This is a genomic window from Pararhodobacter sp., assembly GCF_036802785.1.
GTDB lineage: Bacteria > Pseudomonadota > Alphaproteobacteria > Rhodobacterales > Rhodobacteraceae > Pararhodobacter.
Map to the genome: position 1 here is coordinate 22,446 of NZ_DAIRVN010000023.1, position 24,225 is coordinate 46,670.

The 24,225-nt window shown below is 60.7% G+C and carries 21 protein-coding genes and 1 tRNA gene; 11 read left to right on the forward strand and 11 right to left on the reverse strand.

The window, feature by feature from the left end:
- Positions 1-203 precede the first annotated feature (203 nt).
- The 7 genes from V7Q53_RS10080 to V7Q53_RS10110 all read left to right on the forward strand — a co-directional run bounded on the left by V7Q53_RS10080 (position 204) and on the right by V7Q53_RS10110 (position 8,572).
- A complete protein-coding gene (locus V7Q53_RS10080) occupies positions 204-695 on the forward strand; it encodes a hypothetical protein (RefSeq protein WP_333828412.1) in 492 nt (163 codons plus the stop codon).
- Positions 696-960: 265 nt separating this feature from the next.
- Positions 961-1,452, forward strand: a complete 492-nt coding sequence (locus V7Q53_RS10085) for a hypothetical protein (protein ID WP_333828413.1) — start codon at positions 961-963, stop codon at positions 1,450-1,452.
- 71 nt (positions 1,453-1,523) lie between these two features.
- On the forward strand, positions 1,524-1,814 hold the full coding sequence (locus V7Q53_RS10090) for a hypothetical protein (protein ID WP_333828414.1): 291 nt from the start codon (positions 1,524-1,526) through the stop codon (positions 1,812-1,814).
- Positions 1,815-2,197: 383 nt separating this feature from the next.
- Positions 2,198-2,719, forward strand: coding sequence for a hypothetical protein (locus V7Q53_RS10095; RefSeq protein ID WP_333828415.1), 522 nt, complete (start codon positions 2,198-2,200; stop codon positions 2,717-2,719).
- A gap of 357 nt (positions 2,720-3,076) precedes the next feature.
- Positions 3,077-3,247, forward strand: coding sequence for a hypothetical protein (locus V7Q53_RS10100; protein ID WP_333828416.1), 171 nt, complete (start codon positions 3,077-3,079; stop codon positions 3,245-3,247).
- A 19-nt stretch (positions 3,248-3,266) separates the two neighbouring features.
- The gene (locus V7Q53_RS10105; protein WP_333828417.1) at positions 3,267-7,022 is read left to right on the forward strand and encodes a DUF927 domain-containing protein; all 3,756 of its coding nucleotides are present in this window, start codon (positions 3,267-3,269) and stop codon (positions 7,020-7,022) included.
- Positions 7,023-7,972: 950 nt separating this feature from the next.
- Complete coding sequence (locus V7Q53_RS10110; protein ID WP_333828418.1) at positions 7,973-8,572, forward strand: recombinase family protein; 600 nt, start codon at positions 7,973-7,975, stop codon at positions 8,570-8,572.
- 222 nt (positions 8,573-8,794) lie between these two features.
- Here V7Q53_RS10110 and V7Q53_RS10115 read toward each other — a convergent pair whose 3' ends face one another.
- From V7Q53_RS10115 to proS, 11 genes are all read right to left on the reverse strand, one after another.
- On the reverse strand, positions 8,795-9,451 hold the full coding sequence (locus tag V7Q53_RS10115) for a hypothetical protein (RefSeq protein ID WP_333828419.1): 657 nt from the start codon (positions 9,449-9,451) through the stop codon (positions 8,795-8,797).
- A gap of 13 nt (positions 9,452-9,464) precedes the next feature.
- A complete protein-coding gene (locus V7Q53_RS10120) occupies positions 9,465-10,085 on the reverse strand; it encodes a 7-cyano-7-deazaguanine synthase (protein WP_333828420.1) in 621 nt (206 codons plus the stop codon).
- On the reverse strand, positions 10,082-11,413 hold the full coding sequence (locus V7Q53_RS10125) for a nucleoside 2-deoxyribosyltransferase (RefSeq protein WP_333828421.1): 1,332 nt from the start codon (positions 11,411-11,413) through the stop codon (positions 10,082-10,084). Before V7Q53_RS10125 ends, V7Q53_RS10120 begins: the two co-directional genes overlap by 4 nt.
- 840 nt (positions 11,414-12,253) lie before the next feature.
- Positions 12,254-12,328, reverse strand: a tRNA-Val gene (locus tag V7Q53_RS10130).
- A 155-nt stretch (positions 12,329-12,483) separates the two neighbouring features.
- On the reverse strand, positions 12,484-14,889 hold the full coding sequence (gene lon / locus V7Q53_RS10135) for an endopeptidase La (protein WP_333828422.1): 2,406 nt from the start codon (positions 14,887-14,889) through the stop codon (positions 12,484-12,486).
- Positions 14,890-15,062: 173 nt separating this feature from the next.
- Positions 15,063-16,190 (reverse strand): bifunctional diaminohydroxyphosphoribosylaminopyrimidine deaminase/5-amino-6-(5-phosphoribosylamino)uracil reductase RibD, encoded by a 1,128-nt coding sequence (ribD, locus tag V7Q53_RS10140; RefSeq protein ID WP_333828423.1) that lies wholly within the window; start codon positions 16,188-16,190, stop codon positions 15,063-15,065.
- A 49-nt stretch (positions 16,191-16,239) separates the two neighbouring features.
- Positions 16,240-16,707 (reverse strand): transcriptional regulator NrdR, encoded by a 468-nt coding sequence (gene nrdR, locus V7Q53_RS10145; protein ID WP_333828424.1) that lies wholly within the window; start codon positions 16,705-16,707, stop codon positions 16,240-16,242.
- 155 nt (positions 16,708-16,862) lie between these two features.
- The gene (locus V7Q53_RS10150; protein WP_333828425.1) at positions 16,863-17,291 is read right to left on the reverse strand and encodes a L,D-transpeptidase; all 429 of its coding nucleotides are present in this window, start codon (positions 17,289-17,291) and stop codon (positions 16,863-16,865) included.
- Positions 17,292-17,472: 181 nt separating this feature from the next.
- Positions 17,473-18,168, reverse strand: a complete 696-nt coding sequence (locus V7Q53_RS10155) for an ABC transporter ATP-binding protein (RefSeq protein ID WP_333828426.1) — start codon at positions 18,166-18,168, stop codon at positions 17,473-17,475.
- Positions 18,161-19,447 carry a lipoprotein-releasing ABC transporter permease subunit gene (locus tag V7Q53_RS10160; protein ID WP_333828427.1) on the reverse strand — a complete coding sequence of 429 codons (1,287 nt, stop codon included), beginning with the start codon at positions 19,445-19,447 and terminating at the stop codon, positions 18,161-18,163. Before V7Q53_RS10160 ends, V7Q53_RS10155 begins: the two co-directional genes overlap by 8 nt.
- A 277-nt stretch (positions 19,448-19,724) precedes the next feature.
- Complete coding sequence (gene proS, locus V7Q53_RS10165; protein WP_333828428.1) at positions 19,725-21,062, reverse strand: proline--tRNA ligase; 1,338 nt, start codon at positions 21,060-21,062, stop codon at positions 19,725-19,727.
- A gap of 259 nt (positions 21,063-21,321) precedes the next feature.
- Here proS and V7Q53_RS10170 point away from each other — a divergent pair, with 259 nt between their 5' ends.
- The 4 genes from V7Q53_RS10170 (at position 21,322) to V7Q53_RS10185 (ending at position 24,217) form a co-directional block, all read left to right on the forward strand.
- Positions 21,322-21,912 carry a VOC family protein gene (locus tag V7Q53_RS10170; protein ID WP_333828429.1) on the forward strand — a complete coding sequence of 197 codons (591 nt, stop codon included), beginning with the start codon at positions 21,322-21,324 and terminating at the stop codon, positions 21,910-21,912.
- Between the two features lie 427 nt (positions 21,913-22,339).
- Complete coding sequence (locus V7Q53_RS10175) at positions 22,340-23,059, forward strand: energy-coupling factor ABC transporter ATP-binding protein (RefSeq protein WP_333828430.1); 720 nt, start codon at positions 22,340-22,342, stop codon at positions 23,057-23,059.
- Positions 23,047-23,655: an energy-coupling factor transporter transmembrane component T gene (locus V7Q53_RS10180; RefSeq protein WP_333828431.1), complete on the forward strand. Its 609-nt coding sequence runs from the start codon at positions 23,047-23,049 to the stop codon at positions 23,653-23,655. Before V7Q53_RS10175 ends, V7Q53_RS10180 begins: the two co-directional genes overlap by 13 nt.
- A gap of 19 nt (positions 23,656-23,674) precedes the next feature.
- The gene (locus V7Q53_RS10185) at positions 23,675-24,217 is read left to right on the forward strand and encodes a biotin transporter BioY (protein WP_333828432.1); all 543 of its coding nucleotides are present in this window, start codon (positions 23,675-23,677) and stop codon (positions 24,215-24,217) included.
- Positions 24,218-24,225: the final 8 nt, after the last annotated feature.

The window sequence follows — 24,225 nt, forward strand, 5'->3', positions numbered from 1 at the left end:
AGTTCCATCTTGCCTTTGTGCAGGTGCCCGGCGCGTTCAGAAAAAAAGCGTGACCGATTCGGTCAAAAGATGGACTCGCCAGCACAAATTTGAGATAGATACAAGCATAAAGAAACGAATAACCGAAAGTGTGAACAATGCCTTTGCGCATTAGACAGTACGATTACCAATTGGCCACCGGGCTAGGCCCTCGTGTCGTGCACTTGCACCTGAAAAACACGCCGTCAAAGACGGTGCGGGGAATCAAGTGGTATCCACTACCGGACGTCCTTGCGACGTTGGGCCGAACAAAGGGTAAATACGCCGGGGCATATCGAAAGCTCGCAGAATTGGCGCAAGACGACGGCCATTTTTTCGTTGGTGGGGATGAGGCTATACCCGCCACAGAAGCCTTGGAGAAATTCATTTCCAACTATGTAGATGGTGGGGCTGAACGGCTATCGCAAGTACGTCGCTCGTTTTTTTACGCGCTGGGAAAGGCGATGCGTTCCAGTGCCATGATGACAGATGCGGAGCGCCTTAGAATCTTGGTTATCCGGGACCCCGGCGCACTCCGGTATATCCTCACAGCCGACGCTTCAGCCCTTGAGACAGGAAGCAGCTTTACAGAATGGGCGCGCCGTTTTGCGATGATCCACAGTAGCTCTCCACTGACCTCGGAATATCTGGGGGCCGAAGACGGCGAATATGTATGAGCAATCTCCCCGCCCTCCGACGCATGGCCCTGTCATCGGCAAAATGCTGTTCCGCCATCCACCGACGCGCGCGTGGAACCGACTCCGGTATTGCAGAAATTCTGGATTCTGAAACCGCACTCACGGCAATTATCGCCACCGCCTTCAAGATAAAAACGTCTCACGTTCGACGCTTGATTGAGCCATGTAACGACCCCGCCCCCTCCGAACCCACGCTAGCAGACTATGAACACGTGCGGTTCCGCACAAAACATGGATAAGACAAATGACAATTGAATCGTTCAACACAGCCATTGGCGATAATGCCCGTTTTCTCGCCAGATTCGACGCGGTTACAGGCCATGTATCAGCGACTCTTGCCGCTGAAGGATTGACCCTCAGCGAAAACGACCGTGAGGCCTTGAAAGGCCTGCCTAGCGTCAAGCTCGCTGTTTTTGGCGAAGAGCCTCTTGACCAAAGCGTTCTTGACGCTGCAAAGCGCTTGCCAGATGTCGCTGAACAACTTCGCCGCCGGGAGGTCGCGACTTTGATTGAAAAGGGTGACAAAGCACTGCATGCAGACCTGAGTAGAATGTCTCGGAGCGCCAGAATGACGCTTGCAAGGGAGATCGACGCGGAACGCAAGGCTCAGACGGCCCGCACTGCGCCCCCGACGATGTCAGTGGAGGAGGAGGCCGTAGCCATCCGCATTCTGAGGAGCATCTCGTCCCCCGCCGTGCGTATATCGATGGCGCGCGAGATGGGCTTTCTAAAATGAAAAATTCAGACCTACGCCACAGCGTCCTTAATAGCCCCGGCGCTTGCTGCCTGCTTACTGCCAGAGCCGCTATGTCTGCCGAAAAGCATGGGCGTCCTCTCGATGAACACATTTTGAGCTACGCCCGACAAGACCAGAAATTGAGGGAGGCGATTCAAACTGCCGCCGGAGTCTCTCTCAGAAACGTGGCCGAAATCATAGATGAGGAAAGGCGTGAGTTTTGGTATGCACGCATGCGCGAAGCTGAGAAGAGTCGCGAACGTGCTGAGTCACTGGCAGAATTTGTTCGGGAGGTCACGGCGATAGCCGAGTCCGTTCTACCGGGCGTTTACTTCGACGCGGTGCAACATGAACTTGCGTGAAATTGCCGCCCGCATCAAAGCTACAGGCCCTCTGTCGGCCTGCGTGTCATCGGCAAGGGCCGATGGAACGAGGGTGACAATTTGGAACAACGTTCTGTCAGGGGCGCAGTTTAACATGCTCCTGTCGTTGATGCAGTGTGGCGGTGGTCAGCCTGACGCAGACGCGCGCGCGCGCAGTCGTGCCCATCGGGCGCACGATGAGGCGACCAGCAAATATCGATAATACAGGGCCGCGTTAGCGGTCCTACGAAATCAGGCGGGGATTACCACCCGTCCTGAGGCGCTGCCACCCCCGGCAGCGCTGAGTGCGCCTGTGCGTGTATCTCCGACCACAGGCGTGCCACCTAACTAACCACATCATCATCATCAAACGAGACACGAACATGAAGAATCAAGGACTATCCAAATTCACCGCGCATGCAATGCGGATATATGACCCGAATAAAAAACGCGTGCTAGGTCACACCTACCGGAACGGTTATTCGGACGGCTCATACAAGATGACCGACAAAGGTATGCGCAAGTTGACGCGCGAAGAAATGCGCGAGTTCAAGTACCTGCCCGGTCAGGGACTCGAACGGGTTCTGGCCCCCGAGTTCTTGGAAAAGGAAGTGGTCAAGGAGCTGGCGCTCCTTTTTTCCGGGCTGGTTCCGGGCGACCGTGTTGAATGGTGGATCGAGGCCGACACGGTCGAGCAGCTTCAAATTCAGATCGGCGAAAGGCTGACGCAAAAGGTTCTTCGGAAATGCGGCTTCAAACCTTGGTCCGGGCGCGAGTGGTTCAAACGACCGCCGTGCGCAACTTGGAGCAACATCGTCAAGATCGACAACCCCAGAGCGTTCAAGGAGCGGCTCAAGGCCGTGGACGTTGACGGCTCCCTACAGCGCGAGTTGGGGCTGGACTGATGGCCCAGCATCAACCTCACCAGTTCGTTCAAGCCCGCCGGGAACGTGAGGAACGTTCTGCGCGTCGCGCCGAACACCGCACGCTGCCGAGATTGCAGCCCGCATTTCCTCAGGGAGTGTGACATTTTTGCCGCCTTCGAACCCGTGGCGGGACGGATTCGGTTAACCGGCGGAACTGTCACGCAAAGTTTTAGCACATGACAATCTCGTGACAGCCATGTTAGCTGAAAACTACGCTTGAAGCTCATTTTCCTATAATAGTCAGAGACTTACCGTCCGAGATTCCCCTTGACCAAAACGCGCCGAGGGGGCTAGGCCCGCTGCACCCACCAAATCCACAAGAGAGGCAACCCAGAAATGAACGTCACCAAATTTCCCGCCCATCCCGACCGCGCCTTCGAGACTGAGGCCGCGCTGATCCGTCTGACGGCGACCCTCGCCGACAAGGCGCTCCGCCTCATGGACGACGGTGTGCGCGCCGACATGATCACCACCACCGACAGAATCCGCGCCTTGTTGGCGTCCTGAACAGAGAAAGAGAGTAGCGATGACCTTCGAAAAAAACATTGCCCCTGAATCGGAGGTCATCGAAGACCCCTTCGTCAAGGCCGCTGGCACTTGGCCTGAGCGATTCAGATACTTGCGCCGCCACTACGTCTCCGACTGGAATGTGGTTGAGTTCCCGACCCGCCGCCAAAAAGATGCAACCATTATCGGCGATCTGCCCTCGACTGAGGCGTTGAACGGTGACACGGCGCGCGTCCAGAGCACCGAGCCAGAGGTATCATCGGAAACGGTGCCGAGCGATGTAGAGGAAGCCTGCGTTAGCAGGCTAAGCCCGGCGACCGACGAACCCGCGAAAGTGGACGAACCGACGTCGGTAAACGACGCTGAATTCTGGGGGGAAGACTCCCCCGAGTTCGACGCGTTGCTTGCACAAGAGGCTACCCTCCTGAATGGTGAGATGTGGGGCGCGCGCGACCGCCGCAACACGCAGGACGGTGAGTGGACACAGACCAAGATGCTGTGGGCGCACTGGATTCTGGGGCAGGCCGCAACGAAGAACACCCCTGCGTGGGGTTTCTCTCGCCACCCTGTCGGAAAGCACAAGGAAGGTGTCTGTATCGTCCTAGGCTCGTCCATTGGAAAGGCCCGCAAGGCCAAGGCGATGGAGAATATGTTTGCCATCGGCCTCGATATTGACTCCGGAGCCAGCCTCGACAAGGTTCTGGCGAAGGTTGAGTCTCTCGGCCTGTGTGCGCTCGCCTATACATCTTTTAATCACGGCAAGCGCGGCCTTCATCTGAAGCGTGATGATGTTCTGCGGAAGCTTGGTATCAAGGGCGATCCATCTATCGAAGAAGTACGCCAGTACTTGCGGGATTTCGACAAGAACCGCTACGAGGAAAACTTCATCGCTCAGGTGGAGATCGTCGACCCGAAGAAACAGGTCAAGGAGGGGGTGGTGATCGAGCTATCGACGCCGCCGCTCGAAAAGTTCCGCCTGATTTTCCCTCTGGCTGAAGCTGTCAAGATTGTTGATCTGGCAGAGCGGCATGATGATGCGCTGGCGATCTGGGAAGACACGGTCACCGGTCTGGCAGTGAATCTTCTGGGCGTGCACTTCGACACGTCCTGTACGGACCCCTCGCGCCTCTTCTACACCGCCCGCCATGCAGCGGACGCGGATGACTACTATGCAGCTATCGTGCGAGGACGTGCGCTCACCTTTGCCGAAATCGAACCCTACAAGAAGTCGCTGTACACCAGTAAACGCGGCAAGCTGAACCCGTTCGAAGCCGCCAGCGGTATTGCAGACGCGGGCGACAAGCCCCCTATGGCGTACACACCCTCTGGTAAGTCTCTGAACGAGTGGCATAGCCGGGCCAAGGAGCGCTTCCTGCTGGCAGAAGTTCTGGAGACCTACTGCCCGGATCGTGTCCGGATTGCGGGTGGCGAGGCTCAGGGGCATGTACATGTAGAATGCCCGTTCGAGGCGGAGCATTCCAAAGAGGGCGGTTTCGCCACGATGGCGGTAAACGCCCTCGACAGTCAACGCGGCTACTGGACGTGGTTCTGTCACCACGACGCCTGTCAGGGGCGGCACAAGCTGCAGTTTCTTGAGGAAGCGCTACGTCAAGGCTGGTTTCCTGAAGAGGTACTGTTCGACGACGAGTTCATCCTGCCTGCTGAGGATGGGGCAGACGAAGACGACTCAGAGGTGATCGAAACACCCGATGGTGGAAAAGTTTCCGCCTCAACGTTGCAGAAACGTTTCCGCAAGATGATCCGCGACGAGGCTAGCAAAGCTGACAGGGCCGATGCGATCCGAGACGCGGTATCTGAGTCCGGCTTCAACAAGACAGAAGTAACCACCCTCTGGAAAGAAGCTGCCGCCGGTGTGGCACAGGCCGAACGCGAAGCCGAAGCCGAAAAGCGGAAAAATGCCAGGCGCCCTGATTATGTCCCGCTTCCGGATGCTACGCCCATGACCGTGGAGCAAGCGGCTGAGAACGCGCAATGGCTGCCGACCTTTGCCCGGTATAGGAATGGCTGGTTTGAAGCACAGTCAAACGACCCTGAATCTGGGTGGAGGCGGATGTGTCGCGCCTTTGAGGTGCCGTTCTTCGCGTTCGGGGAAACCGCCAATGGGCGTTCTACCGACGTGACGATTCGATATCAGCATCGGTCGGCAGAAGGTGGCATCGTAGAGTCGGTTTACAGCATCGGTGACACTTTCAAGGAGTCCGGCACATTCTTGGGGCGTCTCGCCGATGAAGGATTGGAGTTGGACGCGATGGCGGACACTGCCGCGCTTATTCGACTGTTTCGCTCCGTTAACACCTCGAACGAAGCTGTCTTGATTAACAAGGCTGGGTGGCATGGCGACGTGTACATAGCGCCAACCGGTGCCATCGTGAACGCGGGCGGCAAGCGTTTCATCCTCAATCCCAAGCTTCGCGTAAGCACTAGGACGCAGGGGACCCTTGCTCAGCACCACGCTTTTGCCACGACCGCCCTGACAGGCATCAACGGTCGGTATCTCCTGCCGGGATATCTGGCCGGGCTGGTGGGCTGTGTGGTGGATTACATCGGCAACGAGGTATCACTTGTACTGGCACATGAGGGGGCGTCCACCCGTGGAAAGTCGTCGGCAGCCAAGGCCGGGACAGCACACTGGTCTATCCCCACGGCGGAGGGCTTGCTCCAACCCGCTGACACCACGGCTAACGCCGCTGAAAACAACGCGGTTCGCGCGAACGGTTCTGTCTTGGCGCTTGATGAGGAAGGGGCTGCCAAAATCACAGCCGAGGAAAAACAGCGGCTCATTCTGCAATGGGCGGACGGTTCGGGGCGAAGCCGGGCCACCGCCGATGGTGCTAACCGCGCTACCCTGACTTGGCGCACCTGCATCGTGACCTCTGCGGAAGTCGGCTTTGTAAACCGGATGGCGGCAGAAGATGCGGATGTGAAGACCGGGGCCGTGGCGCGTGTGTTTTCGGTCAACTATGACGCCGCTGCGATCCTTGACCCGGCAAGCGAGGAACTGGCAGCTATCCGGGCGCTTGCGAATTATGAGGACTCGGGCGTCTACGGGGTCTCTGGGCCGGTGTTCGCTGAGAAGTTGGCACAGCTAGGCAGGGATGCGGTCAAGGCTCGCGTCAGCGAGGTTGAAGCCGAGTGGTCGAATCTCTCCAAGGGGGCGGGCACCCGTGTTGTTCGGGCTGCTGCCATCTTCGCCGTCGCAGGCGAAATTGCGCAGGAGGCCGGTATCTTCGGGATGCAGGTGCCCGTCAGAGAGATGATGCGCGGCCTTCTGGCGGACACGCTATCAGCGCGTACGGGTCACCTCGACACCGACCGGCAAGTTGTTGACAACATCCGACGCGCGGTCATTCGCGGTATCCAAACCGGCTCTATTGTTTCGGTGCACGACGATAGAGAGTTCAACCGGCAGGAAATCTTCGGGTACTTCGGGCACTTCGCCCCAAACGGCAGGCCTGACAAAGAGCTTACGCAGAAGATGCGCGCCCTCGGCTCTGAAGCAGAAATGAGGGCAAGAACCTACGTCCTACCTTTGGATCGATTGGGAAAGGGGTTGGGCATCCTCGATGATGCGAAATCCGTTGCCGACAGACTCGCGAAGATTGAGGCACTTATCAAACGCAAGAAGGGCCAACAGGATCAGTGGTGGCACGACCACGTTCCGAGCGAAGGTAGCGGCAACAAGAACATTCGCGTCCGGGGCGATTTTATCCATGGCATCGATGAGGACGGGGATGGGAAGGACGGGGCCTGCTAACGCAGGCCTCGCGCTATTTGTCTACATGGCCGTGCGGTGGACAACTAGATAGACAAATAGAAGTCGTTAAATATCAGTAACTTACCTTCTATTCGTCCATTTGTCTCGTTTGTCCCGCCGTTTTACATAGCCCCACCCGGCTGACCGTCATGGCGTGGTGTCGTAAGCGGTGGGGTCCGGCGGGGCTTCCGTGAGGTTCGTGATGATGGCGAAAGGGAGAAGCCCTATATCTATTAGACAAATAGTACAAATAGACAAATAGAGCAAAACGGCCTTGTTTTGTTGGGCCTTCTATTTGTCTTCTATTTGTCCATTTCGCTGGGACGGACAAATAGAGCGCACTCCACGCTTGCTGGCTGGGTGATGCCCGGCGTCAGCCGGTCTGAGGGGTGACAGCGTGTATCCCCTCCCACCGCCAAAACCCCGCACAGCGCCCCCCGACCGGTCGCGTGTGAACTCGGCTCATTCTGTTGCAAAATGCTACGATCTGCCCAACCGAAATCGAGACCACTGCAAGCCACTTTTGACATTTCCCCATTTATTTACCAGCACCCGCGCTAACGCGCGCTGACTGACACGCACTCATTTTTCCACTGGCGCGAAAACTCGCACCCATTTCGAAGGACTGGCGCGGGCGTCCACAGAACTGCTGCAGGCCCATCACCACACCCGACTCCACCCGCTGGGCATCCACACCCCGATTGACAGTCAGCGCCTCTCAGTCAGACTGACACAGCCCGCCTCTCGCGCTACTCCACTGCCTATACTTCGCCGTTATCCACCACCGGCACCGGCACCTTGAAACACACCCCACCACGCGCCCGCCAGTCTCACTAGGGACGTCCCCAAAGATATTGAGAATCCATCCCGGAATCCGTCTCACATGGTATTGACTCTTATCTCAGTGAGACATTATCAATGCCTCTAGAAGCTTGTGAGAATCGGGGGTGATGGACATGGAGAAGTGGGGTTACGTACGCGTCAGCGTCAGTAAGACCGAACAGGCGGCGGGCTGGGATGATCAGATCGCTACCTTGAAAGCGCGGGGGTGCACCCGCTTCTTCTATGAGGAGGCAAGCACCCGCCATGAGCGTCCGATCTTCGAAGGAATGCTGCGCGAAGCGAACCAGATCGCCAACGAAACAAGGCCTGTTTGCATTGTCGCTAGTAAGCTGGACCGTGCATTCCGAGACCTGTCAGCGGCTGACGCCGCCATCACCAACCCCGTAAACAAGCACGTCATTTGGCTTCTGCCTGACCTGTCGGAGAAACCGCTGGACCCTAAAGACCCTACCCAGATGTTGCTTGTCCGGTGCATGGGTGCTTTTGCCCAGTTCGAGCGCGACCGGCTCGCCGAGCGCCGAGCCTATGGCATTTTGAAGGCCAAGGCAGAGGGCCGGTATAAGGGGCGTGCGCCAACGGCACGGGCCAAGTCTGCGGACGTTTTGCGGTATCGCGCGCGGGGGTTCAAGCCTGATGAAATCGCCACGCTGTTGGGTATTGGCAGAGCTTCTGTCTATCGCATCCTCAAGGATGCCGACGCAGCCTAGGGTGCCCGCATGAGCGGCCCCGGGGGTCCCAAAGGAGGTAGGGCGGGGTGGGCCTCTCAATCCGCGCAGCCGCCACCCGCAGATGCAACCGCAACAATCGGTTTACTGATACACGCGCTTTTACCGTGTGGAATTACAGCAACCTGATATGAAACCCTGCGCTGCCTGCCACGCCGATATCAACTTGCCTACGTGCCCCACACCCGAATTCGGTTAGAGCAATCAGATGTCAAACTGCAGTTGTTTTCTTGTTTTCATCGACTGATAATGCCAAATCTGGGCATCAAATTCTCGCCGTGAGATGCTTAGTAGGTCTGCAGCGTAGCTGAAAACATCCCGCAAGTAATCATAACCGTCATTTTCGAGACCCGCAGATTCCGCGAATCCTTTGATGTGGCGGTCTACTGCAATGCAATCGACTCCCACGAGACACGCCATGTAGTCCACGGTCTTCGGGCCAACCCCTTTCACCTGTCGGATATCGGCTCTGAAGCCATCGTCGCGAAGGGCTGCACCCAAGTCATCCGTGCTTTCGATTTGCGCATCGGCGACAAAGGCGACCAAGCCATCAAAGCGCGAAACCTTTTCGAAGTGCTCCCATTGTAAGAATTTCGGGCTGCCTTCGATCGCGATTACATCAATTAGAACGTTAATCGTCGCCGCATGGGGAAACGTCTTCAGAATCGATTCGATTCGCGGTTTAACCACTTTAGTGTAGTTCAGCCCGGCCTGAAGGACAGAGTCAGCCAAGACGGCACCCATGTGATGGTAGATGGGCCGAAAAGTCGCGTGGCGCTCCAGCAAGTTCTCGCTGACAACGCGATCTGCGACACACCGTGCGGCACACAAAGCGTCCGAATAGTTGTGCATTGGTTGCATGCCCCTCCCCCGCTCAAGTGATTCCTGCTTCGGCCAAGGCCTTCAGCCTCTCTACGCAGTTTGGACAGGCGCCGCAAGGAAACGTACTTGACGCCTGACAGGAGAAGGTTCGGCCAATCGGCACCTTAAGTACAAGTGCCTGTCGCACGACATCAGCTTTGGTTTTATCCCGGAACGGTAAGTGAAAACGCACAGCACCGACGCCTTTGGATAGCTCGTCTAGGCCGTTCATGTAGGCTGCACTGCAATCGATTTCTTTTGCGTGATTGCTGTTGATGAAGCCTGAATACACGCTAAAGATCTGAAGTGTCTGAGCGCGGGCAGCCGCTACGGCAAAAAACAACATCGTCCTATATGGTATGTACAGATCGTCATCCGAGACCGGATCGTGCCACAGGTCCGCTTCCGTGATCATTCGCGAAGACGAGCCTCGGAAAATGTCTGAGATATTCAAGCGCTCTGGTCGCAACACAGTATCGGGGAGCACTTCGTTGACCTTCGCCCATTCGGTTTCGGCGCAGTGCTGGCCGTAATCGAAAAATACTGGTTGGACTTCGACACCCTGATCCGCGAGCAGATAACAGACAGTGGTTGAATCGAGGCCGCCCGAGACCATAACTAGCGCACGCTTCACGGTCGCTCACCTCGCAGTTTCGACATAGCTTCAAAAACACCGTTTAGGCAGATGTTGAGATTTTCAGAGTAAACCGCACTACCTGCCATAACCATGGTGTTGGCGTTCTCACGGCGAGGATCGTATGTGATGACGGGTTTTTTTGCGGCCAGTGCCAGACCGATTTCTACGAGCGTGCCGGGGTCGCGCTCGTAAGGCAGTGCAAAGACCAGATCGCAGTCTGCCAACATAGCTACATCGTTCAGATAGGCCGAGCGCAATTCGTGCATAGCGCTTAGCGGATTCAGTTCCCCGTTTTCCAGCACTGGACGGCGGATGCGGAAATTGTGATAGGTGAGCGCGCCAAGCGCTTCATCAATGTGTCGTCGCTCGACATATGAGAAATCAGGCGCAGCGAAGTATATTTGGAATTCTTGACGAGCGTGCCATGGCAGAACTATCCCACCAAGAGAGCGCATGTCGGCGACTGAGATTGCAAGACTGCGCTGCACATCGCGCTTGAAGTCATCCGGATAGGTTGTCTGCGCATAGCAGGTAGCGGCGCGCGCCCCCTTCCATGCAGCATCAAAGACACCCGCGCCGAGCTTCGAGACGAACACAGCCGAATATACATCACCAACGCCCACCGAATTAACCGTGTCGCCGAGTAACGCCGGAACCTCATCGGTTTGGCCTAGAAGTAGATCGAACACGCGACTTCCGCCGCGATTTTCTTTCAACACAACCGCTTTGGGCGCTAGACCTTTCAGACCATCCAGCAAACCAGCTAAATCTTTCGATGCCTCCTTCAGAAATAGAGGGGACGATGTGGACGTGATGATAGCAGTCAAGTTCCCTTTAAAGGCTTCCAGAGGCCCAAGATCGGGAACGTCATAAGCTATATCGAAGCTTACCTGCACATCGTCGGCAAGGCAGCTCCTCAGTGTTGCTAGATCGAAGTGACCGGGAAATATCAGGCAGGTATTAAACTCTTTGAGAGTTGCGGCACCGTCTAGGTATTCGACAGTTTTTATTTCCCTCAAGATGTTCTGATAGGCTTGATCGGCTAGTTCTGTCGGATCACCTATCGCCATGACGTTGGGTGCGCCCTTGACGTCTGCTAACCAGATGACTTCGCTGCATCCGTGGTGCCCAAGAAAAGTGCGTACGTCGTCAATAAGATAGGACGGGCAGATGGCGGCTACAGCATAGTTAGCACCGACGGCCCACAGCCCACGCGCAGCGTGGACTATACCGCCCAGTCGCAGTTTCGCACCCGCGTTCGCGCTCGGGAGGGTGAAATCTACGTAGACCTCGCCGACCAGCAGAAGCTCGTGATCGCGGCTCATGGTGCGCTTGGTGCAAAGTCCGCGTTAACCGAGGCGACCGGCGTTGATACGGACGCTGTGATCCGGCCCGCATACGAAAACCCAGCGCCCAAGCAATCGGCTAGATAATTAAAGCGAGTCGGCAACGCACCGACGGTTAGGCCACTTGAATCAACGGCGACCAGCCGTCCGCGCCGCTCGATGGATAATTCTGAACCAACCGGAGGTACATTATTGTTGGCAGCGAAGTAGTCGCAGAGTTCAATTTCTTCAAGCGCACAGGCAAATGCTCGCGCGCACCGATCTTCACCACTGGTGCCTCCACCAGCACCGTCGCCGCCATCCTTCGGACGCGAGCCGGGATAGTCCGAAAAGCTTCCTGAACCAGTGCTACCCATTAAACTGTACCTCACTCATATATTTTGCGCTAGTCGCATGATGAGATGCATGATCTGGTATTGCAAGCACTGATTTTGATCAGTTTGTCGCCACTCAGGACCGCGTGCGATTGAGTGCTGACGCACTGAGGGTTCGTAAACGAGCGTATTGGTACAGGTTGAATTTGAATGACCGGTGCGACCACCTGCCTTTTTCGACGCCGGAACTCAGGCCAACGCATATGGTCTCGAAACCTACGGATAGAAAGTATGTTTCGATGATGGCTCGTGTGGCTCGCGAAGGCGGTATCACACACTTACCCGCGTCGATTCGCAGACTTTCTTTGGCCTCCAGAACCCTGCGCGCTGCGCCGGTCGATTCACCCACAAATCACACCCCGGAATCACACCCAAATTCTGAGAGAGTCACACACAAACGCCCCCGTGAGGGGTCCTAAGTGCTTGATTTCATTAGAATATGAAATGGTGGGCGATAACGGATTTGAACCGCTGACATCTTCGATGTGAACGAAGCGCTCTACCGCTGAGCTAATCGCCCCACGCGCCGTCCTTTAGCGCCGTGCGACCGCCTGTGCAAGAGGGGTGGCGCATTTTCCTGCCCATCGGCTTCCCGCTCATCGGCGCGCCGGAGTGTGCACGCCATACAAAAGGGCCCGCCACAACCGGCGGGCCCTTTGCAGTCTGTATCAGGGATCAATGCGCGGTCGGTGCCGGCTCGTTGTTGCGGCGGGCGAGTTGGGCGGCCTGCGCGGCCTCTTCGGCGGCGGCGTCCCAGTCGATCGGTTCGGGCATACGCACCAGCGCATGGCGAAGCACCTCACGCACATTGCTGACCGGCACAATCTCAAGCCCCGCTTTCACATTGGCGGGGATCTCGGGCAGATCCTTGGCGTTTTCCTGCGGGATCAGCACCTTGGTGATGCCACCGCGCAGTGCGGCCAGAAGCTTTTCCTTCAGCCCGCCGATCGCCAGCACATTCCCGCGCAACGTGACCTCGCCGGTCATGGCAACATCCTTGCGCACCGGAATGCCGGTCACCACCGAGACAATCGAGGTGACCATGGCAATCCCCGCGCTGGGGCCGTCCTTGGGCGTGGCGCCTTCGGGGACATGGACATGGATATCCATCAGGTCAAAGCGCGGTGGCTTCACGCCAATCTCAGGTGAGATGGAGCGCACGAAACTGGCCGCAGCCTCGATGGATTCCTTCATCACATCGCCCAGCTTGCCGGTGGTCTTCATGCGGCCCTTGCCCGGCAGCTTCAGTGCCTCGATCTGCAACAGATCGCCGCCGACACTGGTCCAGGCCAGCCCGGTCACCACGCCGACCTGATCATCCTTTTCGACCAGACCGTAGCGATGGCGTGGCACGCCCAGAAAATCAGCCAGATTCCCGGCGTTCACCCGGACCTGCTTTTCCTCGCCCTTGATGATCTTCGTCACCGCCTTGCGCGCGATCTTGCTCAGTTCGCGCTCAAAGTTCCGCACCCCGGCCTCGCGGGTATAGTTGCGCAGAATGCCGGTAAGCGCATCATCGCTGACTTCCAGCTCCCCCTTGCGCAAGGCATGGTTGCTGATCGCCTTTGGCAGCAGGTGACGGCGCGCGATTTCGGATTTCTCGTCTTCGGTGTAGCCCGAAAGCGGGATAATCTCCATCCGGTCCAGCAGCGGGCCGGGCATGTTGTAGCTGTTGGCGGTGGTGATGAACATCACGTTCGACAGATCGTATTCCACTTCCAGATAGTGGTCCACAAAGGTCGCGTTCTGTTCAGGGTCCAGCACCTCCAGCATCGCGGATGCCGGATCGCCGCGGAAATCCTGCCCCATCTTGTCGATTTCATCGAGCAGGATCAGCGGGTTGGTGGTTTTGGCCTTTTTCATCGCCTGAATGATCTTGCCCGGCATCGAGCCGATATAGGTGCGCCGGTGGCCGCGGATCTCAGATTCGTCACGCACCCCGCCAAGGCTGATGCGGATGAATTCGCGCCCCGTGGCCTTAGCGACTGAGCGGCCAAGGCTGGTCTTGCCCACGCCCGGCGGGCCGACAAGGCACAGGATCGGCCCGCGCAGCTTGGAAGAGCGCGCCTGCACTGCCAGATATTCGACAATCCGTTCCTTGACCTTTTCAAGGCTGTAGTGATCGGCATCCAGCACCTGCTGCGCGCGGCCCAGATCCTTTTTCACGCGGCTGCGCTTGCCCCAGGGCAGCGACAGGAGCCAGTCCAGATAGTTGCGCACCACCGTGGCCTCGGCCGACATAGGCGACATGGATTTCAGCTTCTTCAGCTCGGCACGGGCCTTTTCGCGCGCTTCCCTGGTGAACGCCGTCGCCTCAATCCGCGCTTCCAGATCGCCGATTTCGTTCTGACCTTCCTCGCCCTCGCCCAGCTCCTTCTGAATGGCCTTCATCTGCTCATTCAGATAATACTCGCGCTGCGTGCGCTCCATCTGGTTCTTGACGCGGCTCTTGATCTTGCGCTCAACCTGCAGGACAGAGATTTCGCTCTCCATCAGCGCATAGACCTTTTCCAGCCGCGCATCGACGCGCAGGGTCTCCAGCAGGTCCTGCTTGTTCGCAACCTCGATGGCCAGATGCCCGGCGGCCAGATCGGCGAGCTTGCCCGGATCGCCCGCCTCGGCAATGGCTGCCAGCGCCTCTTCGGGGACATTGCGCTTGATCTTGGCGTAGCGCTCGAAATCATCGGTGACCGCGCGCACCAGCGCGGCGATCGCGCTATGCTCGCCCTCTTCCTCTGCCAGCACCCGCGCCTCGGCCTCGAAATGCTGGTCGTTGTCCAGAAAACGCTCCAGCGTCACCCGCGACTTGCCCTCGACCAGCACCTTGACCGTGCCATCGGGCAGCTTGAGCAACTGCAGAACATTGGCCAGAACGCCGATCCGGTACATCCCCTCGGGGCCCGGATCTTCGGCGGCATGGTCGACCTGGGTTACCAGAAGAATCTGATTTTCATCGCGCATCACCGCTTCCAGCGCGCGCACCGATTTGTCGCGCCCCACAAACAGCGGAACGATCATATGTGGAAACACAACCATGTCACGCAACGGCAAGACAGGATATCTGTTTGTTTCGACTGCCATCTATTTTCCTCAACGCTCCCTTACGGGCTGCATGCGGTGTCACACAGCCCGGGCATCCCCATATCTGGGACATGCCAGTCCCTAATTCAACTCGATACCACCGTTGGTATGTTTCCGGTATATGGCAAATCTTTGGCTCAACCGGGTGATTTTGTCGACACAGGAGAATACGGTTACCGGAATGTCAACAATTCCGAGGCCATATCCGCACGCCGCCAGTGATGCATCAGGTCCTCGCCGCAGCGCCGCGCCGCCAGAAAATGAAACGGGTGCGGGCCAATATCTGTCACACCCATGCCGCCCAGCCCGGCAGTGCCGTCGGCGCCAAAGACACGGCCTGCGCTGAACACCACCATCTCGTCCACCAGGCCAGCACGGATCAAACTGGCCGCCAGCCCGCCGCCGCCTTCACAAAACAGCCGGGTAATGCCCCGGTCGCCCAGGCGCCGCAGCGCGTCGGTGACATCCAGACGCCCCAGCCCGTCAAACCCGCAAGGCACCAGCGTAGCCCCGGTGCGCTGCCAGTCATTGCGCGCGGCCACCGGCGCCTGCGGGCCGTGCAGCATCCAGACCGGGGCCTCCTTTGCCGTTCTGCCCAACCGGCTGGCAGAGGGCACGCCCAACCGGCTGTCGGCCACCATGCGCACCGGCTGATGCGCGACACCCAGTTCGCGCACCCGCAGATCGGGGTCATCGGCGCGGGCGGTGCCTGCCCCCACAATCACCGCATCATGGCGTGCGCGCATCAGATGCACGGCACGGCGGGCCTGTGCCCCGGTGATCCAGCGGCTGGCGCCCGAGGCGGTGGCAATGCGCCCGTCAAGGGTCAGCGCCAGCTTCAGCGTCACCATCGGGCGGCCTTGCAGAATGCGCAGCAGGAAGCCTGCATTGGCCAGCGACGCCGCCCCGGCCTCGACCCCCTCGACCACCTCGATACCCGCATCGCGCAGCATCGCATGGCCCTTGCCTGAGACGCGCGCATCAGGGTCGGTCATCGCGGTGACGACACGTGCAACCCCTGCCCTGATCAGCGCTGCGGCGCAGGGTGGGGTCTTGCCGGTATGGGCGCAGGGCTCAAGGCTGACATAAACGCTTGCGCCGCGCGCCGCCGCGCCCGCCTGTTCCAGCGCGCGCACCTCGGCATGGGGCCGTCCGCCCGGCTGTGTCCAGCCGCGCCCGACGATCACATCACCCTGAACGATCACGCAACCGACTGCCGGGTTGGGCCAGACCCGCCCCAGACCACGCCTGCCCAGTTCAATCGCCAGCCGCATGAAGCGCCTGTCGGCTTCGGCATCCATCAAAACCACCCTTTGTCCGCTGGCCCTGCGGACCGCCCTGCGCCCCGGCTCACTCTTCGGCGATACCCTGCGGGCGCAGTTCGGATACAAACTTGTCAAAATCGTCAGCCGCCTGGAAATTCTTGTAAACGCTGGCGAAACGCACATAGGCGACGGTATCGATCCGCGCCAGAGTCTCCATCACGATTTCACCGATGGTGCGTGAGGGGATATCGGTCTCGCCCATCGATTCCAGACGCCGCACGATGCCTGACAGCATCTGGTCAATGCGCTCAGGTTCGATCGGGCGCTTCTGCATGGCAATGCGCACCGAGCGTTCAAGCTTGTCGCGGTCAAACGGCTCTCGACGGCCCGATGTTTTCACCACCACCAGATCGCGCAGCTGCACCCGCTCATAGGTCGTGAAACGACCGCCGCAGGCCGGGCAAAAGCGCCGCCTGCGGATGGCGACATGGTCCTCGGCCGGGCGCGAGTCCTTAACCTGGGTATCGACATTTCCGCAAAACGGACAGCGCATGACCTCTCCCTCGGGGTGGCGACCGGGTTTTCCACAGGGACTATAGGGTCGCCGCCATAGATTGGGTAGTGTAAAAAGCCTGCCCCCAGATCAAGCACCACGCCTGTTGCAGGCCAGACTCACTGCGGGCTGCGGGCCCGGCTGGACATGCGCGGTCAGTTGACGATCACCACGCGCATGTTAGCCGTCCCTTCCTCCTGCACCATGGCGAACAGAAGCCGCGCATTCTCAGGGTGCAGGCGCACGCAACCGGCGCTGGCCGGGCGGCCCAGACGGCTGATCTGGTCGGTGCCATGAATGGCGTAATGGCCGTGGTAAAAGATCGAAAACGGCATCGGCGCATTATTGTAGCGGCTGGAGCGGTGATTGCGCGACAGCCACTGCGCGGTCCAGCTGCCGGTGGGGGTGATCTTTCCGGCGCGCGCCGTCGAGACGGGCCATTCATGCAGCAACAACCCGTCACGATAGACATGCATGGTCTGCGCGGCAATGGAGACGCGGGCCACGATCCTGTCAGCCCGGGCCGTTTCGGGCAGATGGGTGAGAAGCACCACGACCAGAACAGCGAGAAGACGCAGTGCCATCATCAACCCCGACAATCAGCAACCACCCGCAACCGGCGGGAAACATTGTATTGTTGCGGACGCAGGCGCGGGGCTGTCAAGAAAATTGCACACCGGCTGCAGGAAAACGCGATTAAGCAATCGCGTTGAAGCGCCTTCGAAGGCGCTTGCCTCACCAGAACCCGATGCGCCGGTGGCTGGCTCAGCCGGGCACAACCTGCCCGTCACGCAGATACAGCACCCGGTCCATCCGCTCGGCAAGCGCCAGGTTATGCGTCACGATCAGCGCCGAAAGCCCGGTGCCGCGCACCATCTCCATCAGCACGTCAAACACCTGATCCGATGTCGCCGGGTCCAGATTGCCCGTGGGTTCATCCGCCAGCAATATCTGCGGCGCATTGGCCATGGCGCGGCAGAAGGCCACGCGCTGCTGCTCACCGCCCGACAGCTGCGCCGGGCGATGCTCGGCGCGATCGGCCAGCCCCACCCCCGCCAGAAGCTCCCGCGCCCGCTGATCAGCCTCGGCACGCGGCACGGCATTGGCCAGTTGCGGCAGAACCACATTCTCAAGCGCGGTGAATTCGGGCAGCAGATGGTGGAACTGATAGATGAACCCCACCTGCCCGCGCCGCGCCGCAGTCCGCGCGCGGTCGCCGAAGCGGGTCATGTCCAGCCCGTCGATGATCACCCGCCCGCTGTCAGGCGTATCCAGAAGCCCCGCGATATGCAGCAGCGTCGATTTCCCGGCGCCCGAAGGGGCCACCAGCGCGACGATCTCGCCGCGCTCCAGCACCAGATCGGCCCCGGTCAGCACGCGCACCGGCCCGGCCACGCCGCGCCCGTAGGTCTTGGTGATCGCCTCCAGCACCAGCACAGGGTCACTCACCGCGTCACTCATAGCGCAGCGCCTCCACCGGGTTCATCCGCGCCGCGCGCCGCGCCGGAAAGATCGTCACGCCAAAGGACAGGATCAGCGACAGGCTGACCGCCTTGAGCACATCCTCCAGCCGCAACTGCGCGGGCAGCGCATAAATACCCCGGATCGACGGGTCCCAGACCCCGCCGCCCGATAGGTAGTTCACGGCAGCAAAAATGGGGTCGATATAGATGGCGAAAAGGCAGCCCAGCACCACGCCGAACACCGTTCCCAGCACGCCCACCGAGGCACCGCAAATGAAGAACACCCGCAGCACCGACCCCTCGCTCAGCCCCATGGTGCGCAGGATGCCGATATCGCGGCCCTTGTTCTTGACCAGCATGATCAGCCCCGAAATGATGTTCATCGCCGCGATCAGCACGAGGATCGACAGGATGATGAACATCACATTATCCTCGATATCCAGCGCGCGCAGGAACGACCCGGCAGAATCGCGCCAGGTCCAGAGCATCACGCGTTCCCCGCCCGCGCGCATCAGCGCCATGGTCAGCTCGTCCACCCGCTCAGGATTGGCGACCATCACCTCCATTTCATCCGCCACACCGTCGCGGTTGAAATAGCTCTGCGCCTCGGTAAAGGGCATATAGACGCGGGTGCGGTCGATATCATAGCGCCCGGCGGTGAAGATATAGACCACCTCATAGGCATTGACCCGCATGCTGGTGCCAAAGGCGGTTTGCGCCCCGTCGGGCGAGATCAGGCGGATCCGGTCGCCCACCGTCAGGTTCAGCTCGCGCGCCACGCCCGAGCCGATGGCGACCCCCTCGTTGAACCGCCCGATATCGCCGCGCATCGTCTCGGGGTTTGCGACGCGCGGAATGGTCAGCAGGTTCTCCTGGGTGATGCCGAACACCTCCACCCCGGCCGAGCGGCCTTCGCGGCTGGCCATCACCTGCCCCTTGATCAGCGGCGCCACGCGGGTAACGCCGGGCACTGCGGCCAGTCGCGCCGCCATCTCGTCGTAATCGTCAATCACGCGGGTCAGCTGCCCGTTGGGTGCCACTTCTGCCGCGTTATACAGCGTCACATGGGCGTTGGATCCCAGTATCGTATCGACAAATTCCGCCCGGAAGCCCGAGCGCACCGCCAGCGTGGCAATCAGCGCAAAGACGGCCAACGTGATGCCGATCAGGCTGATCCATGTCATCACGCTCACGCCACCCTCGGCGCGGCGCGCACGCAGGTAGCGCCAGGCGATCATCCATTCGAAAGCGGCAAAAGGCGGGGTCCGGCCGGTCATGGGTTTCCAAGCATTTTCATGGCCGCCGCACCGTCAACGCAAAGCGCCCTGTGGTCAAGAGGCAACCTGAAGGCAGGATGCGACAGCGGGGTCAGCGGGCGGGTGGTGGCAATCGACCCGGCAAACCCGCGCGCTGCGCAATTGGCCGGTGCGAGGCGGCGCGCCCTCTTCTGAACGCCGCCCGGCTGCCTTTGACGCGCGCGCGCCGGTTTCATCTTGCCGGAAATACGCCGGGGGTGAGGGCCGCAGGCCCGAGGGGGCAGCGCCCCCTGCCCGCTCACCAGTTGGCGTAGATCTCTGCCAGACGCTCCACCGCCGCCTCAGGGCTCAGCTCTTCGCTTTCGCCGGTGCGGCGGCTGGTCAGTTCGACCACGCCATTGGCCAGCCCGCGCGGCCCCACGGTGATGCGCCACGGCAGGCCGATCAGGTCCATCGTGGCGAATTTCGCGCCCGCCCGCTCGTCGCGGTCATCGTAAAGCGCGGTCAGGCCCTTGGCGGCCAGTGCGGCATAAAGCCCTTCACAGGCGCCGTCCGCCGCCGCGTCGCCCTGCTTCAGGTTGACGATTCCGGCGTGATACGGCGTCACCCCCTCGGGCCAGATGATGCCGCGCTCGTCATGGCTGGCCTCGATGATCGCGCCCAGAAGGCGGCTGACACCGATGCCGTGCGAGCCCATCTCAACCGGCACGCGGCTGCCGTCAGCAGTGACGACCGTGGCGCCCATCGCCTCGGAATATTTGGTGCCGAAGTAGAATATCTGCCCCACCTCGATACCCCGGCCCACCTTGCGGTGCGCCTCGGGGATCGCATCGAACAGCGCCGCGTCATGGGTCTCATCGGTGCGGGCGTAAAGGCTGGTGAACTCGCCGCAGATGTCGGCAACCTCGGCACGGTTGTCAAAATCCACCGCCCGGTCGCCAAGTTTCAGCGCGGTCACCCGGTCATCATAGAACACTTCCGACTCGCCGGTCTGCGCCAGCACCAGAAACTCATGCGTATTGTCGCCGCCGATGGGCCCTGAGGCCGCGCGCATCGGAATGGCGGTCAGCCCCATGCGCTCATAGGTGCGCAGATAGGCGACCATGTGGCGGTTGTAGGCATGCAGGGCAGCATCCTTGTCGACGTCGAAATTGTAGCCGTCCTTCATCAGGAACTCGCGCCCGCGCATCACGCCGAAGCGCGGGCGGATCTCGTCGCGGAATTTCCACTGGATGTGATACAGCGTCAGCGGCAGATCCTTGTAGCTGTTCACATGGGCGCGGAAGATGTCGGTGATCATCTCCTCATTGGTCGGCCCGTAGAGCAGGTCACGTTTGTGGCGGTCCTGAATGCGCAGCATTTCCTGACCGTAATCGTCATAGCGGCCGGATTCGCGCCACAGATCGGCCGGTTGCAGCGTGGGCATAAGCAGCGGGATATGGCCCGCGCGCTCCTGCTCCTGATGCACGATGGCTTCGATGCGCCTGAGCACCCGGTAGCCCAGCGGCAGCCATGAATAGATCCCCGCCGCCTGCTGGCGGATCATGCCCGCGCGCAGCATCAGCCGGTGGCTGACGATCTGCGCCTCGGAGGGCGTTTCCTTGAGGACGGGCAGGAAGTAGCGGGAAAGGCGCATGGGTTAACCCTTGGTCAGGAGCGTTTGGCGACGGGTGTAGGTAAATCACGCGCAACAGGCAAGGCCGCTTGCCTCTGGCCGGGTGCGGGAACGGGGACAGACAAAAGAGGGAAGTCAGAAAAAGAGGGGGGCTGTCTGCCCCCCACGGCCTGCGGCCTCCCCCCGAGGATATTTCTGAACAGATGAAGGGGGGCGCGCGCGCCCGTGTTGACTTTGAAGCCCCCTCGCCGCACCTTTTTCCATGACAGAAGGAATTCCGATGCAGAAACTGCAATCCCAGGGGATACACCACATCACGCTGGTGGGCGCTGACCGCCAGACCTCGATCGATTTCTGGGAAGGGGTGCTGGGCATGCCTTTCGTGTTCGAGCAGCCCAATCTGGATGAGGCCAGCGAGAGCCATCTGTATTTCGACCCGGGCGACGGGCGGCTGATCACCGTCTTCACCAGTGAGGAACGGAAGCCGGACGCGACGCGCAGCCGGACCGCGCCGGGGGCGGTGCATCATATCGCGGTCAATGTCTCCAGAGCGACGTTTTCGCAGGCGGAAAAGCGGCTGGCGGCGCGCGGTATCCGGCACAGCGGCGTGAAGGACCGGGGCTTTATGGATTCGATCTATTTCAAGGATCCGCTGGGCCTGACCATCGAACTGGCGACCTACCGGTTTGAACCGCCCCATGGGTGCAGCCATGCCGATGTTCTGATGGCGGCGCACAGGATTCGGGTGGCGCGCGGCGATTATGCGATTGGTGATGTGCATCTGGCCGATGCGGTCGAGGAGCTGGTGGCGCGCCAGCGCGCCAGCCTTTCCGCAGACCGGGGTGCCAAAGACCCCTGGGCCGCCGGTTAGGCCCGGCAACAGCCCCCGGGGATGGCACCCGTTCACGCCTGACCCATCCGGACCGACAGGTTTTTCCGGCCTTGATACGGCGGTTCCCCTGACGGCATGCGACGGCGGGCGCGGGCCCCGGCGGCGCAGACAGCAGTCGGGGCGGGGTGCCCCTCATCCCGGCCTTTGCCCGAGCGGGAAGCGTCACAGGGCGTATTTCTGGCAAGATGAAGGACAGCGCGGCGCGAGGGGTGAGCGGCGCGCCCGAGGGTGGGGTGCCGCTGGTGGTAGCCTGATCCTGGTGCCGGAAATGGTGCGGCGGGCGAGCAGGATCACGCTGCCTGGCGCGGCGGCGCGGGCGGTGATCATCCTGATCTGAGTTTTGCCCCTTGCATCAGACCCGGCGGGCGGGCAGACAACAGGCCCGATCCATGAGGAGCCGCGCTGCGTGTCGCATCCCGAAGCCATCGAACTGAGCGCGGTCACACTGGCCCGCGATGAACGCCGGGTGATCGACGCGCTGAGCCTGACCCTGAGCGAGAAGCGCATCGGCATCGTCGGGCGCAACGGCTCGGGCAAAAGCACGCTGTTGCGGCTGATCGCCGGGCTGCAGGCGCCGGACTCGGGGCAGGTGCGGGTGCATGGCGTGGATGTGATGCGCGAGCGCAAGGCGACGATCCGCGCGCTGGGCATTCTTTTCCAGAACCCCGACCACCAGATCATCTTTCCCACCGTGGAAGAGGAAATCGCCTTTGGCCTGACCCAGCTTGGCACCCCGCGCGCTGAGGCCCGCACCCGCGCCCGCGCAGTGCTGGCGGAGCATGGCCGCACGGGCTGGGCCGCGCGTGCCACGCAGACGCTGTCGCAGGGGCAGCGCCATTACCTGTGCCTGATGGCCGTGCTGGCGATGGAGCCTGCGGTGATCTTGTTGGATGAGCCCTTCACCGGCCTCGACATTCCCACGACAATGCAGCTCAACCGCGCGCTCGACGGGCTGGCGCAGCAGGTTGTGCTGGTGACCCATGACCCCGCGCTTCTGACCCGCTTTGACCGTGTGCTGTGGCTTGACGACGGCGGCCTGCGCGCCGATGGTGCGGCCGATGAGGTTCTGCCCCGGTTCACCGAGGCGATGCACCAGTTGGGAGAGGCCGATCCATGCTGGCAATGACGCTGGAACAACCGACATGGCTGCACCATTGGCCCGCCGGGCTGAAGATGGCGGCGATGGCGGTGGCGATGGTGGCGTTCCTGCCGGTGACCGAGCCGGTGGTGATTGCAGCGCTGGTGGGGGTGATCGCCGCGCTGTACGCCAGCCTCGGCGCCCCTGCCCTGCGGCGCGGGTTGCGCCTGCTGCGTCCGCTGATGCTGATGCTGGCAGTGATCATGGCCTGGCACCTGATCATCGGCGCGCCGCGTGCGGGTGCGGTGATCTGCCTGCGTATTCTGGGGCTGGTGGCGCTGGCCAATCTGGTGACGCTGACCACCCGCCTTGACGACATGACCGCCGTGCTGGAATGGCTGATGGCGCCCTTCCGGCGGCTGGGCCTGAACACTGCCGCTGTCAGCCTTGCGCTGGCGCTGGTCATCCGCTGTATCCCCGTGCTGACCCACAAGGGCAATGCGCTCATGGAAGCCTGGCGCGCCCGCTCGCCGCGCCGCATGGGGTTTCAGATTGCCGTGCCCCTTGTGCTGGTGGCGCTTGACGATGCCGATCACCTTGCCGATGCCCTGCGCGCCCGTGGCGGCGTCGCCCGGCCAGACTGAGTTGCGAAAGGAAGAACCGATGGAACGCTCAATAACGATGGTGGCACTGTTTGCCGCGCTGATTGCCGTGCTGGGGCTGTTCCCCAGTTTCATGCTGATCACCGGCGTGCCGATCTCGGCGCAAAGCCTTGGCGTCATGCTCTGCGGTGCCGTGCTGGGGCCGCGCAAGGGCGCGCTTGCGGTGCTGCTGTTCCTGCTGCTGGTCGCGCTTGGGCTGCCGCTTCTGGCGGGCGGGCGCGGCGGGCTGGGGGCCTTTGTGGGGCCGACGGCGGGCTTCCTCTATGGCTGGCCGGTCGCGGCGTTCATCACCGGCTGGGTCGCGCAAAGCTGGCGCGGCGTCAGCCTGACGCTCTCGGCGGCGGCGGGCGCGCTGATCGGCGGCGTCGGCGTGCTATATGCTTTCGGCGCTGCGGGAATGATGCTGGTGATCGGCCTTTCGTTGCCGCAGGCGGTGGCGGCACTGGCGGCCTTCATTCCCGGTGATATCATCAAGGCCGTCATCGCCGGTGTCATCACCGGCGCCATTTATCGCGCGCGCCCCGGCTTTGTGCTGACGCGCTGAACCTGACC